Below are 14,375 nucleotides of genomic sequence, written 5' to 3'. Positions count from 1 at the left end.
ATTCTGTCATCATTATTCACAGATATCCTTCACCTCTGCGATAACCGCTCCGCCCTGAAATCCGTGCTTTTTCCAGCCGTCCTCATCAAGCCTGCAGTCAAACAGCGGCGGATTATGTGAAGCGATATAGACTGTGCCTTCTTCGTCTATATCTGAAATTATGACCACATGATAAATGTTACCGACGCTCTGATAAATAACATCACCGGTCTGTATATCTGCTTTCCGGATGATCTCATAAAATTCATCAAATGTATTTACTTCGTATTTCCCTTCAAAGAAATGCTCCGTGCCGTATTCAAGCTGGTCGCCGGCACAGGACCAGATAAGCGACCATTCATAATCCATGTCCGTGTAGTCATTTGCATTACCTGTGCCGAAACTTCCGGAAACAAAGCGTTCTGCAGTTGTGATTATTTTATCGGAGAGACGTTTTAATGAAGATGTTCTTCCGCTGTATTTTTTCATGTACCATTCTTCATTCATCTCAAACCCGCCTGCATACAGACACTGTGAAACAAAATTCGCACAGTTGGTAGCGCTGTCACCCTGTGTCGGAGAAAGATATCTGAACGTCCCGTTCTGCAGCTCCACGGAAGCAGCTTTTGCATATTCACGAACTACGCTTCTGTTATAAAATCTGTTTGCTTGATCCGGCTCCGGATCACAGCAATCCGCCACTCCGTCACCATCACTGTCCTCAGAGGATTTTTCGGCACATAAAGTCAGATGTCTTATCTCATGATCGCCTTTAAATCTGTCATGAGTATCGTTATCATCAAACTCTGCCGGAATAGCGCAGATAACTGCAAACACGGCTGCAGCAACCAGTACAGCAGTAAGAAGTACTGCGGGTATTTTTCTCATATTTTTATGTCTCCTGCTATAAATGTGGCAACTCTGCGAGCTGCATTCTATAATTTTCATCTCGTTTCCGAGATGAAAATAACCATTTCTTTTTATAATCACATTATCACATTATTTATTTTCTGTCAATTAATTTTTGAAGCAAAATTCCATCTTTAATAATTTCTGTGAAAAGTACTCATTCAAATTTTCAAAATGAAAATTTGAATTTCAACCGAACCGGAGCGAAGCTTCGGTTCAACCATTTCCACATCGTGCTGTTACAGCAAAGGCTCAGATACATACTGAACGTATCTGAGCCTTGTTTAACTTTTTTTAATTAAGAGTACCGTCCTGATTTATAATTGTTTATCAGAACTTGTGTTTTGCTATTGAGGCGATAATATCTACATCTTTATTATCAACATTGTCATCATAATTGGCATCAGCAAGTAAAAGCTGCTCAGGTGCAAAATTGCCGCATCCGGTCTTAACGTAATGAGCTACCTTAACAACATCTGTAACATTTACAACACCATCTTTATTGACATCTCCTTTTCCTCATAAATTATTAACTAATTATTTCATTATTCCATAGCAAAATATTTAATTCTTTGATGTTATCGTTCATGATTCACAAATTTCAATCATATTTATTGTAAAAGATTACAAAAATAATTTATGCACAGTGCATGTTAACAAACAGCATGATATACTAAGCATAAAGAAAGTGCTTTCATAATATTCATCTTATTGAATAATCGCTCTGTTCTCATCTACAACCACTTAAAATACAAATGTTGTTTTGAGGAGAATCAATGCTATCTGGTAAACTTTTCTATATCTATTGTATTCCAATAGATATGATAATCTTCATCAACCACAAGCTCTCTAAAAAACATTATAACAAAAAGGAGAATTTATCATGAACGAAATAATAAGCACTCTTGGTTGCGCTGCATCCGATTTAACTGGCAAAGCTTTTGAAGCATATAAATGTAGTGTTTCCAACCAATACGAATCAAACACAAATTTATTAAACTGCTGCTATAGCATCTTTACTAATCATGATACTGTAGATCAAACCATTTCTATGACAGATACAAGTGGTTATGAAACAGTAATCAATCATATTATTAATTCCAAAGATTTAACTGAAGCAGAGAAAGTCGAGTTATGTCTTCTTGTAAACACAAGAAAAGATATAAGTATTAGTAATCAAAAACTTGATAACGCTGATTTGGCGTTAAGAAACACTGTCATTACACTCGGCGCAGTTGCCTTGTTTTCGTTTATATTCAAACGTTAATATAGAAAAAAGCGTTCTGGTATGTTGTGAAAAATCCAGCATACCGGAACACCAAGTTAAAGGAGGAATAGTATGAAAAATCCAAACGCCGACGAGAATAAAGCTGAAGATATCCTTACTTTATCGCAAATAATAAAGCTTACAGGTTTATCTCGGCAAGATTTTCAAAGATTTCGTTCCTATGAATTATTATTTCCATTAAACAATGAAGAAATATCGATAACAGAAGATTTCAACAGAGATGCTGAAGTTAAAAACATAAAAAAAAGACGTTCTTCAAAATGGAAGTATAGTGTATCAGACTTACAAAGAATCAACTTGATAAAGCTTTTTAATTCTAATGGGTATTCTTATAAAGAAGTAAAAAAAATACTTGATCAAAATGAAGATGATTTAAACCGATCATTAGACACTCTTCTAAAAAAAATTCGTCAGAAAACAGAAGATTTAACCAAACATCAATTATACATTGAATATATACTACAACGTAGAGATATCATAAATTCACTTCCAGATATTTTAAATGAATATTTTGAAACAAAGTTCTATAACAACATAAAATGCCCGACTGACCTTATGACAGAAAAAAATGTCAAACGCTTAATGAACGAGTTATACAATCACTGTTCTGAATCTAAAACTGATGATATAAATTTTAATAAATTTGATTTATACTACAACTTGCTACTTTCAATGCACAACGAACCACAAGAATCAAAATACGTAAAAAAATGTGTAGAGAATATAGTATCTGTATTCGCTTCTGTGTGCGCTTCATTCGACAATGAAATTGATGATATTCAAATTTACTTTTCCGCTTCTTGTATAATAGATTTTAATAATCAATTACTTCAGTGTGACGATCATATAAAAGATGAAGAATTAAAGCAAATGTACATTTCATTGGTTAAGCATTTTGGAAAAGATGCAATAGAATTTCTTATAACTGTCTTAACAAACTACAAAGAAACGCTCAAAGAAAGATACACAAATATCATTAATACAACAGTTAATGATAATGTACTTAGGAAAGCTAAATATATTCTATATATTTTTTCTAAAATAGACTTTAAATCCGAACTTAGCTGTGAATTAAAAAAATACTATGATGTTTACTTGAAAAAGGTTTTGCAAAAACGTCAAATTTCAGATCATTCAAAGGTATACAAGAAGAATAAGAAAATCATAAACCACACTATAAGTAATATTACGCCAAAAGAATTAACACCCATAAGCAAATTGGCGGGATATAAATTCCTGTTATATTCCATGTGTGATGAACCTAAAGAAGCTAGATATATCAAAGAATGCATCGATGCACTTGTCAAATTATATATTGAGACATGTGACCATAACGAAGTTAGCCTTCTTTATCAGGATGGACTTAGCGAAAATGAAATTAAAATTTTATCAACTACAGCTTTGATTGAAGATACAAGAATGCTGCTAACTGTACCCAATAACTTAGAAGCAGATATGCTGTTGAAATACGAATATAATGAAGTGTCTGAATTATTTGGCGAAGAAGCTATTATTTTTGTCATAAACACATTAGAAGAATACAAAGAATGGCTTTACAAAGTTATTTAGTCATTGGTTAAATCTACTATATATCAACATATCAACGTAAACCCGATCATTATTAATCATCTATTCCATTTATACGAAGTATTCTACGCCCATCCTCATTTTTCCTTTTTTTATTGAAAACCAACGAATAATATGCTACTATATATTTATCGCATAAATCAAAAATAATTTTAATCGTTTTACGAATTTATAATATACTCGAAAGGAACAAACAGATGAAACTTTACCACGGAAGCTACACCGAAGTTCAGAAACCCGTACTTTTACCAAGTAACCGTGCACTGGACTTCGGCAAAGCTTTTTATCTGACATCTGATTATGAACAGGCTAAAAAATGGGCTAAACTTACGGCTGAACGAAAAAGAACTGCTTCTGCTGTAGTAAACGAATTCGATTTTGATGATACAAAATTATCAGATCTTAACGTTCTTCATTTTGAATCAGCAGATCATGACTGGCTGAAATTTGTAAGTGAATGCAGAACAAACAGAAACTACTCTGATGAATATGATCTTATTTCGGGACCAGTTGCAAATGATCAGACATTTGAAGTGATTCAGCTCTATTTTATCGGAGCATATGATGAAGAAGAAGCATTACGAAGGCTCCTTCCATTCAAACTTAAAGATCAGTATGCATTCAAAACAGAAAAATCACTTGAACTGCTTACATTCAGAAGGGCGGTGTTCGTATGAGTACAAAGATACTTCCTTACATCCTGAAATACTACGACAAAGAAGTCATAATGCTGATGTGTGAAAAATACGATTACGATGAAATGGAGGCCCTTCGTCGTTTTATTAAATCTGAAACTTACGCAATGCTGTCAGATCCGGCACTTGAAATGTGGCAGTTCGGATATCCTGCTATATTTGATATGTGGGAAGTCGAACAGATAACCGGTGACCCGCGCAATTCAGTATATATCCGAGGTGTTTGAAATGACAAAGGAAACCGAATACTTCATCTTCCTTCTGGAACAGTACGCTCAGTACAGTGGCACTACAGCCAGCAAAGTACTTGAAAAATGGGATTCACTGAAAATTACTGATTTCATTATTGATATGTATGAACGTTATCACTGCGAAGCTATCGAGAATGCTTTCGAGGACATTGATGAACTGATTGCAGAACGAACTGAAAATCATTAACATACAGAAAAAGACTCCGATATGTCAAAGCACATGCCGGAGTCTTTTTTGTTTTTACTGTAACGTTCCTTTTTTGTGACTTCTATTGCAAATTTTCATTAATCGTGATATAATTTTTTTATAAATTCAATATAAAAAAGGAAATTGAGGTTTAATTACGATGCTTAATATTATGACCAAGAAAAAAGATATGCGTGCACTTGCTGCGGCGCGTGAGATAAAACTCAGGCATCTGTTCTTCGAACTTACCATGCGGTGCAATGAGCACTGTCTGCACTGCGGAAGCAGATGCGGTGATGTTAAGGCGGAGGAAATGACACCTGCACAGTATCACGAAGTCATGAAGCAGATAGCTGAAGATTTTGATACAAAATCATTCACACTCTGCATCACAGGCGGCGAACCGCTTATCAGAACAGACTTTTTTGATATAATGGATGACGCAAACAAGCAGGGATTCCTCTGGGGCATGACCTCAAACGGTATTCTCATCACACCTGAAGTTGCAAAGGATCTTAAAAGAACAGGCATGAAGACTATTTCCATAAGCATAGACGGAACCGAAGCGACACATGATGCTTTCAGACAGACACCGGGCGGATGGAAAAGAGCCATGGAAGGCGTTCAGAACCTTATTGACGTGGGCGGATTCCAGCATATTCAGATAACAACAGTCGTTACTCATCAGAACATCGGCCAGCTTGACGAGCTGTACCGCATTTTCAACGACATGGACATAGATTCCTGGAGAATCGTAAACATCGATCCTATAGGAAGAGCAAATGAGCACCCGGAACTCCTCATGACGAACGAAGACATCGTTCACATGTTCGAATACATCAGAAACATGAGGATCAAGGGCGAACCTGTTACATACGGATGTGAGCACTACCTCGGAATGGACTACGAACGCGAGGTACGTGACTGGTATTTCCGCTGTGAAGCAGGCTACGGAGTGGCAAGTATAATGTCAAACGGCGATATTACTGCCTGTCTTGACATCGAGCGCCGTCCGGAATTCATAATGGGCAACATTTTCAGAGATCGTTTCAAAGACGTCTGGGAAAACAAATTTGAAATATTCAGAAAAGGTCTTACCTGCGGGGAATGTGAAAAGTGCGGTGAATATGAATTCTGCAAGGGCGGAGCATATCACACCTGGAACTTTGATGAAAACAGACCTAACGTATGCTTCAAAGACGTCCTTTTCTGATATGTGCATTAACAGACACTGTCTGCAGATATTCACTGAAACACAGTAATTTCCGGACAGTTCCCAACGGAGGGGTAGTATGAAAAAAGTTATTGCAATCACCAGTCTTGCTGCTGTTTTCGCATTCTACAGCCTTATTTACGACGGCATATGTGACACATCAGGGGAAAGACTTATCTACACCGAACATGTCAGCTACCGCGAGGGCGAGGAAGAAACGCTGACTGCCACATCATTCCTTGATGCCATTGACATTGCAATGGCTGAGAACGAGACAGACCCTGAAACAACCGAGTTTCCTGAAAAATTCAGTCTGACTGATCTCGGTATCATAACAAAAGTCAAAAAACAGGGTGACTACGGCATGTGCTGGGCGATTGCCGCAACAGATTCCGTTGAAACTCAGCTTATAGAAAACGGTATAGATGATAATCCTGATCTTTCAGAATGGCACATGGCCTACTTTGCCTACCGCGGATACAAGCCTCTTATGTCAACCGAGGAAAATGTATTCAACACCGGCGGCACCAACACTATTGCCGCCGCCACGCTCTCACGCTGGCAGGGTCTGATAACCGAGGAAAAGGCTCCGTACGGAACTGTTCAGAGCATGGAACCGTACATGCAGTACGCATCAGACTACAAGGTAACTGACGTACTTAATGTCCACCCTCTCAGTTCCGCTCATGTAAAGCATTCAGTAAATTTCATGAAGGAACTCGTATACAATCACAACGCGGTTGCAGCAGCCTGCTACAGCCGCCCGGAATATTACAATGAGTTTACCCATGCACACTATGTTGACGAAGAAGGCGCAGGTATCGACCATGCCATCCTCGTTGTCGGATGGGACGACAACTACTCCAGGAAGAATTTCCGCCGTGACCGCAGCCAGCCTGAACACGACGGTGCCTGGCTTGTAAAGAACAGCTGGGGAACAGACTGGGGCGATAAAGGTTACTTCTGGATCTCATACGAAGACAAAAGCTTCTGCGAAGCAGGATGCTACAACAGCGTTCCGGCTGACACCTACTCGACCAATTACCAGTACGATGAAGCCGGATGGTGCGTATCGATATCTGCTGACGCAAACCAGAAAAATCTTTCAGGATACATGGCAAACACATTCACAGCCGAAAACGATGACCCGATAACAGCAGTGGCATTCTACACCACTGAAGATGATGCAGATTATGAAATATCTGTCTACACAGGCACAGATCCTTCATCACGCTCATACTCTCCTGTAAACGGCACTCTCGCTTCATACACAACCGGCTCACAGCGCTATACCGGATACCACACGGTAAATCTTGAAACTCCTGTACGCGTAAAACAGGGCGACAAGTTTTCAGTTGTTGTAAAGCTTACAAATCATGAATCTCCTTACTGCATTCCGATGGAGGCTTCAGCAGCCACAGTTTCAGCCGGATTCTTCTCATCTCACACCTATCTTTTCCACACATTCGCTGAAAGCGAAACTGACAGCAGCTACATAAGCCTTGACGGAAAGACATGGTACCTTACCACAAACAAGCGTTACTCATACAACTACCCTGAGTATCTCGGACTTTCCGCTCCGCTGAAGAAACTCAGATCAATAGTTTTAGGCAACACATGCCTTAAAGCATTCTCATCTCCGGCAGATTCAGTAAAACTGCCGGAGGAACCGGATCCTCCTGTAATCACTGAACCGGCAGTTACGACAGAACCTGAAGTTACCGGACCTGCAGAAACCACCGCAGTGACCACAGAGGTGCCTCCTCTTGCCGAAGACAAATTCGACCTGACCAAAGACGGAAAAGTTAATGTCCTTGATCTGAACATCATGCTCAGCTACTTCGCCGGCACGCTTATAAATCCGGAAAAATATGACACCGACCTGAATGAAGACGGAAAAACAGCTATAACTGATCTTATACTGCTGAAAGAACGTCTTACAGGTACACAGTACAGTATCGATACTTCAAACTGATACAATTAAAAATATAGGGAATATCTGATCCATGCCGGTTTACGGTATACGGATCACCGGGGGCTTTGTGCCTGTTTCCCGGAAAAACTGATTAAATCGGATATCTGCCGAAAAGTCTGATATCCGGGAGGAAACATAATGAACAGGAAAATTACAAGATCTGACGGCAGCATACGCCAGCAAAGGATCCGTGTGATTGTATCCATGATATGCATTACAATGCTTCTTTCCATCTCAGCAATGCTTTTCCTGGCCGTGAATCAGTCAGAAATCTCATCGGAATACAGTCACATGATCGAAACAGATATGCGCAACAAGGACAATCTGACAAAGATCAGCAAAAATCTTTACAACCACGAAGAAATGATCTTCCAGTACATCATTTCGGATGATACGGTCTGGACCCGTACAAGGATAAGGGAACAGACTGCAGACCTCGAGGAAGAACTGCGTAACAATCTTGACGAGTTCGGAAACAATGTCGCAAATACGGAATACGAAGAATATTACCGCATAATAGAACTCGGCGCATCTGAATACCTTGAAAGCGTGGACAGAGTCGTGGAATTTGCTGATACCGGAGACGTTTCGTCGGCAAACTTCTATATGAACGTCTGCCTGAACAAATACATTTTCAAAGTAAACAACACAATAACCGAATATGAAAAACTTATGAACGCTGATGTGAAAGAGACCCGCACGAACATGCTGCACAAAACAGCACAGGCAAGCCAGACCACCGCAGTCGGAATAACACTTGTCGTGCTTTTCTCACTTATATCAATGTTCACCTGCGGAAAAGTGTCGAAAAATCTTCTCAACAAGGATTCTCTCACATGCGCGGATAATTTTGATTATTTCCACAAGCTGTGCGGCACTCTTGCGAAAAACGGCCATTTCAGTAATTATACGTGTGTTTTCTGTAACATCAAGGACTTCAGGTTCTATAACAGCAAATACGGCTACAAGGCCGGTGACCAGGTCCTTACTGAGTTTGCTTTTCATATCAGGAACTTTCTGGTCAAAGGAGAGCACTTCGCCCGTGACGGCGGCGACAGCTTCCTGCTTCTTATCTACAGTGAACGCGAGGATCAGTTTATCTCGCACATGAAAGATATAAAGATCGATATACTTGAACACTCCGACCAGCTGGAAGTCTACTGCGGCTTATACAGAATACAGGAAAAGGACACACCGGGCGATGCCTTTGCCGCATGTACTCTTGCACTGAGTACAGCACGCGAAAGCACCAGCGATTCATTTATCCGGTACGATCCTAAAATGTTCACTGAGATGAACTCACGTATGGATACTCTTTACCTCTGTAACCAGGGCCTCAAAAACGGCGAGTTTATCGTCTACTATCAGCCAAAGGTAAACATCGAAAACAATACACTGTGCGGATGTGAGGCGCTTGTGCGCTGGCTGCACGACGGCAAGCTGATACCTCCGGGAAAATTCATAAACATTCTGGAGGAAAAAGGCAATATCAGCGCTCTTGACTTCTATGTTTTCAGGCGCGTCTGCAGTGACATTGCCGAATGGCTCAAAAAAGGCATCGAGCCTGTACGTGTTTCATCAAACTTTTCAAAAATACACCTGAAAGATCCTGACTTTGCAGATAAAATAATAAAGACAATAGACGAATACGGTATCGATCCAAAGTACATTGAAGTGGAGATCACAGAATCATCAGCCTATGATGACTTCTCTTCTCTTGCTGAGTTTGTAAAGACCATGAAAAACGAAGGCATATTCACATCGATGGACGACTTCGGAACCGGATATTCATCACTGTCCATGCTGCGTGATCTCGATGTTGACGTTATCAAGATAGATAAATCATTTATCGATGACCTTGACAGGGAAAACAACCCGAACAAGAAAATGATAGGCAACATCGTCCGCATGATACACGATCTTGAACGAGAAGTCATCTGCGAAGGCATTGAAACAAAAGAGCAGGTGGAATTTCTTAAACAGATACACTGCTTTGCAGCCCAGGGCTATCTTTACGATACTCCTCTTCCGCATGACGAATTCGAAAAAAGGCTCAACGATCCTGTTTACAAGAACCGGTGACAACAGTCTTAAGGAAACACTGAAAAACTGCTTGTAAAACAACATCCCTTATGATATAATAATTGTAAGCGTCAAATTTGACAGGACGCCGTTTATTATAGAGATATAAGAGGTAAAATAACATGAATACTTTTCCGCTAGAACTTAACAAACACATCGTATTCTGCATTATAGGATTTATTTTCTTTATGATACAGTTTTTCAGACAGGGTTACAAATACCAGATAATATCAGCATTTGCGATCGCGTCAACACTTCTTCTTTACGTTAATGCATCACTCACATGGCGTTATGCACTCGGAATAGTCGAGCTCATCATGGTGATCGCAATTTTCGTTGTAATGTCTGTTGAAAAGAAAAAAGAGGAACAGAAAGCGGAAGCTGCGAAGGCTGCAGCGAATGCAGTTTCTGAAATTTCCGGCGGAGAACTGAAAAATGAATAAGATAACCGTACTTGACTGGGATACCGTTTCAACAGGTGACATCAGTGAAGATGAGATCTTTTCTGACGGAAATATCACCTTTTACGGCCTCACCACTGCTGAACAGACTGCCGGACGTATCGCTGACAGCAATATCGTCCTGTGCAACAAGGTCCTGATCACCAGAGAGATAATCGAATCGTGTCCTGATCTTAAATATATCGGTCTGTTTGCCACAGGTTTCAATAACATCGACATAAAAGCCGCAAAGGATCACGGCATAACAGTATGCAATGCCGGATCATATTCGACAAATGCAGTTGCACAGCACACATTCGCTCTTATTCTGCAGCATTACAGCAAGGTTTCACTGTACCGTGAATATACCGAAAGCGGAAAATGGATCACATCACCTACGTTCTCTGCATTTCCTTATCCGATGTACGAACTCGCCGGCAGAACCATTGCAGTAGTCGGATTCGGAAGCATAGGAAAGGCAGTTGCAAAGATCGCTGATGCATTCGGTATGAATGTCATAGTAAACACCAGAACCAAGCCGGAAAACTGCAGCTATGAACTGGTAAGCCTGGACGATGCATTCAGACGTGCAGATATTATCACCTTCCACTGCCCTCTTACCGAGGCAACAAAAGGTGCCATAAGCCGCGAACGCATTGCACTTATGAAGGAAGATGCAATAATCATAAACACTTCAAGAGGTCCGGTGGCTGATGAACAGGCTCTTGCCGACGCACTCAATTCCGGCAGGATAGCCGGTGCGGGACTTGACGTTCTCGGATACGAACCAATGAGAAAAGACTGTCCGCTGTACGGCGCCAAAAAACTGCATCATCACTCCGCACGTTGCCTGGGCTCCTCTTGAAACGAGAAGAAGACTCATCGGCATCGTAAACCAGAACATAAGATCATATTTAAACGGCACACCTGAAAATGTCGTTAATCCCTGAAAGGAATGTGTAATTACGCATGGAACGTATTTCAGATAAAAAGCGTATCGTCATAAAACTCGGAACATCAACACTTGCCCACAGTACCGGAAAGCTCAATATCAGAAAAATGACTTCACTTGTCCGCGTACTGGCAGACCTCCAGAACTCCGGAAAAGAACTCGTCATTGTGTCTTCCGGTGCTATCGGACTCGGCGTAGGCAAACTCGGACTTAAGGCACGTCCTTCCGACACTCCGTCAAAACAGGCGTGTGCTGCAGTTGGCCAGTGTGAGCTCATGTACATGTATGACAATCTCTTTGACGAATACGGCATAACAGTAGCCCAGATCCTTCTTACAAAAACTATTCTCGAAAAGAACAACGTTGTAAATACTTTTGAAAAGCTTATTTCAATGGGTGTTGTTCCGATCGTAAACGAAAATGATACAGTCGCAATCGACGAACTGGAACTTGAGATCGGCGAAAACGATTCTCTTTCCGCTATGGTCGCAAATCTTGCAAAAGCGGATCTTCTTATTATCCTTTCCGACATTGACGGCCTTTTCAGCTCCGATCCGCACACAGACAAAACCGCAAAGCTTATTCCTGTAGTTGAAAAGATAGATCACCACATCGAGGAGATCGCCGGAGGCGCAGGTTCATCACTCGGTACAGGCGGCATGGCAACAAAGATAAACGCTGCAAAAATAGCGACTGAATCAGGCATTGACATGATCATCATGAACGGAAAGAATCCTGAAATGCTCTACGATCTTTTCGAAGATATTCCTGTAGGCACGCTTTTCAAAGCTAACAAATAAAAGCTAAGTAAACACTGATTAAATCGGAAATCCGGCTTCGCCGGATTTCCGGAGGTGGGATTTGCGGGGCTTCGCCCCGGAGCCCCACGCTGATTTATTAATAAATCAGCGTTTTCCTAACAAAAAAGCTTCCGCGTAAAACGGAAGCTTTTATTTTTATTTCTGACTTTCAAGCATTTTTTCAAATTCCTCACGAGGAACCGGTTTTGAATAATAGTAGCCCTGAAGCATAGTGGTGTCGAGATCTTTTATCATATCTGCGACTTTCGCACTTTCAACGCCTTCAACTATTGCATTGCACTTAAGCTTTCTGCACATTGCAAGCAGGCTGTCTATGATAACATAGTCAACATCATGTCCGGGATCAGCAAGTTCCCTTACGAATGAGTGTTCTATCTTTATGATGCTTGCCGGAAGATTCCTGAGCATTTCCAGTGAAGCGTAGGCTGTACCGAAGTCGTCAAGAGCGACTTTGTATCCCTCGTCTTTCAGCTTTCTGAATATTTCAGCAAGTTCTTCTGATTTTTCGACCTTACAGCTTTCGGTAAGTTCAACTATCATACTGGACGGATCGACGCCGTACTTTGTAACTGCATCCATCAGATTTTCAATAAATCTGTCAGCAACGAACTGCTGGTATGAAACATTGAAACTTACTATGATTCCTGGATATTCCCTGTTCCAGATACTCTGCTGCTTTACAGCCTGTTCCATTACCCATCTGCCGACAGGTATAATGTTGCCGTCATCTTCAAGAATTTTGATAAACTCACCCGGATAGGAGTCTTTTATGGTTTCGCCTTTCCATCTGAGCAGAGCCTCACAGCCGATTATCCTGTTTCTTTCGCCGTCAACAATAGGCTGAAAATACAGAGTAAAGCCTTTGAAATTATCCCTGATACTCTGCTTGAGTTCTTCTCTGAGTTTCTGAAGACGCATCTGACTGTCAGCTATCGTCTTGGAGAATATAAGAAGTTCACCGCGTCTTGTGCTCTTGCTGTATTCAAGAGAATGTTCCGCATTGCTTAACAGTTCTTCCTTTTCTGTACCGTCGGCCGGAAAAGCACTTGCACCGGCTGTTACTGAAAGATGAATCTTTCTGCTGTCCTCAAGTTCGATCTCACCGGCAGAATCCTTAATACATTCGAAAAACTCCTGAAGAGTCTCACTGGAGATATTTTCGGTGATCACAAGGAATTCATCGCCGCTCATCCGGTAAAGTCTGGCATCAGGTTCACACAGCTTCCTTATTTTTTTTGCAAATTCAACAAGTACACGGTCACCAACATGATAACCGTAATTGCTGACTACTTTTCTGAACTGATCAATGCCAATGAGAAGAAGAAAACCGTTCTTTCCTTTAAAATCATAATTATAAAAATCAAATATTGTAGGCAGTCCGGTTACGGAATCATATTTGTTCTGATTGTCAAGTCTTGTCATAAGCCCGGCAAAAATTACAGGAACACCATTTTCCCTGATCACACTGCCCTTGCATTCTATCCATACATATTCGCCGTAACGGTTTTTAAGACGATACTGGTAGCTGTGCCTGTCACGCTTTCCTGAAAGCACTTCTGCCAGATCCGAGAAATATCCTTCCTGGTCTTCAGGATGGATATTTTCCTGCAGAAACGGTAACACATTTGTCATATATTCATCGGGAAAATTAAAATATTCAACCGAATTCTTTGACCATCTGCTCAGTCCGTTCTGCAGATCTGTGACATAAACGTATACATTATCAGATGAAGAAGCGAATGCCTCAAATAATTTATCATTAAGAATTTTATTATCCACTGCTATCCCTCCCCGTATCATAAAAATCGTATATATCAATTTTTACACAAATCGTTATAAAGTGTTCTGAATCATCAGTATTATCGATAACAATATACCCCCGTTTGTTTAATTATACATTATTTTCATCACAAAATCAAGTCAACTATACAAAAAAGGAGCACATATTCTGATTTTTTTATCAGAATATGTGCACAGATAAAAAAATTACAGCTAA

The 14,375-nt window shown here is 40.4% G+C and carries 13 protein-coding genes; 11 read left to right on the top strand and 2 right to left on the bottom strand.

Annotated features, from left to right (window positions below):
- Window positions 1–12 precede the first annotated feature (12 nt).
- The gene (locus CC97_RS16310) at window positions 13–867 is read right to left on the bottom strand and encodes an amidase domain-containing protein (RefSeq protein WP_044976283.1); all 855 of its coding nucleotides are present in this window, start codon (window positions 865–867) and stop codon (window positions 13–15) included.
- A 904-nt stretch (window positions 868–1,771) separates the two neighbouring features.
- Here CC97_RS16310 and CC97_RS16305 point away from each other — a divergent pair.
- From CC97_RS16305 to proB, 11 genes are all read left to right on the top strand, one after another.
- Window positions 1,772–2,155 (top strand): hypothetical protein, encoded by a 384-nt coding sequence (locus tag CC97_RS16305; RefSeq protein WP_044976280.1) that lies wholly within the window; start codon window positions 1,772–1,774, stop codon window positions 2,153–2,155.
- 72 nt (window positions 2,156–2,227) lie between these two features.
- The gene (locus CC97_RS16300) at window positions 2,228–3,745 is read left to right on the top strand and encodes a hypothetical protein (protein WP_044976278.1); all 1,518 of its coding nucleotides are present in this window, start codon (window positions 2,228–2,230) and stop codon (window positions 3,743–3,745) included.
- A 215-nt stretch (window positions 3,746–3,960) separates the two neighbouring features.
- Complete coding sequence (locus tag CC97_RS16295) at window positions 3,961–4,440, top strand: DUF3990 domain-containing protein (RefSeq protein ID WP_044976276.1); 480 nt, start codon at window positions 3,961–3,963, stop codon at window positions 4,438–4,440.
- A complete protein-coding gene (locus CC97_RS16290; RefSeq protein ID WP_044976273.1) occupies window positions 4,437–4,685 on the top strand; it encodes a hypothetical protein in 249 nt (82 codons plus the stop codon). Before CC97_RS16295 ends, CC97_RS16290 begins: the two co-directional genes overlap by 4 nt.
- Before the next feature lies 1 nt (window position 4,686).
- Complete coding sequence (locus tag CC97_RS16285; protein WP_044976271.1) at window positions 4,687–4,896, top strand: DUF3791 domain-containing protein; 210 nt, start codon at window positions 4,687–4,689, stop codon at window positions 4,894–4,896.
- Between the two features lie 172 nt (window positions 4,897–5,068).
- Window positions 5,069–6,109 (top strand): radical SAM protein, encoded by a 1,041-nt coding sequence (locus CC97_RS16280; protein ID WP_242848188.1) that lies wholly within the window; start codon window positions 5,069–5,071, stop codon window positions 6,107–6,109.
- Window positions 6,110–6,188: 79 nt separating this feature from the next.
- Window positions 6,189–8,084, top strand: a complete 1,896-nt coding sequence (locus CC97_RS16275; protein WP_044976267.1) for a lectin like domain-containing protein — start codon at window positions 6,189–6,191, stop codon at window positions 8,082–8,084.
- A gap of 138 nt (window positions 8,085–8,222) precedes the next feature.
- Window positions 8,223–10,166, top strand: a complete 1,944-nt coding sequence (locus CC97_RS19165; protein ID WP_049962981.1) for a bifunctional diguanylate cyclase/phosphodiesterase — start codon at window positions 8,223–8,225, stop codon at window positions 10,164–10,166.
- A gap of 122 nt (window positions 10,167–10,288) precedes the next feature.
- Complete coding sequence (locus tag CC97_RS16265; RefSeq protein WP_044976265.1) at window positions 10,289–10,609, top strand: hypothetical protein; 321 nt, start codon at window positions 10,289–10,291, stop codon at window positions 10,607–10,609.
- The gene (locus CC97_RS16260; RefSeq protein ID WP_242848187.1) at window positions 10,602–11,471 is read left to right on the top strand and encodes a D-2-hydroxyacid dehydrogenase; all 870 of its coding nucleotides are present in this window, start codon (window positions 10,602–10,604) and stop codon (window positions 11,469–11,471) included. The genes CC97_RS16265 and CC97_RS16260 overlap by 8 nt, the downstream gene beginning before the upstream one ends.
- A gap of 104 nt (window positions 11,472–11,575) precedes the next feature.
- Entirely contained in the window at window positions 11,576–12,358 is a 783-nt protein-coding gene (gene proB, locus CC97_RS16255; protein ID WP_044976262.1) for a glutamate 5-kinase, read from the top strand.
- A 156-nt stretch (window positions 12,359–12,514) separates the two neighbouring features.
- On the opposite strand, the gene CC97_RS16250 is transcribed toward proB, so the two are convergent.
- On the bottom strand, window positions 12,515–14,158 hold the full coding sequence (locus CC97_RS16250; RefSeq protein WP_044976260.1) for a GGDEF and EAL domain-containing protein: 1,644 nt from the start codon (window positions 14,156–14,158) through the stop codon (window positions 12,515–12,517).
- Between the last annotated feature and the right edge of the window lie 217 nt (window positions 14,159–14,375).

Source organism: Ruminococcus sp. HUN007 (assembly GCF_000712055.1).
Taxonomy (GTDB): Bacteria; Bacillota; Clostridia; order Oscillospirales; family Ruminococcaceae; genus HUN007.
This window is presented reverse-complemented; position numbering and strand designations above follow the sequence as displayed.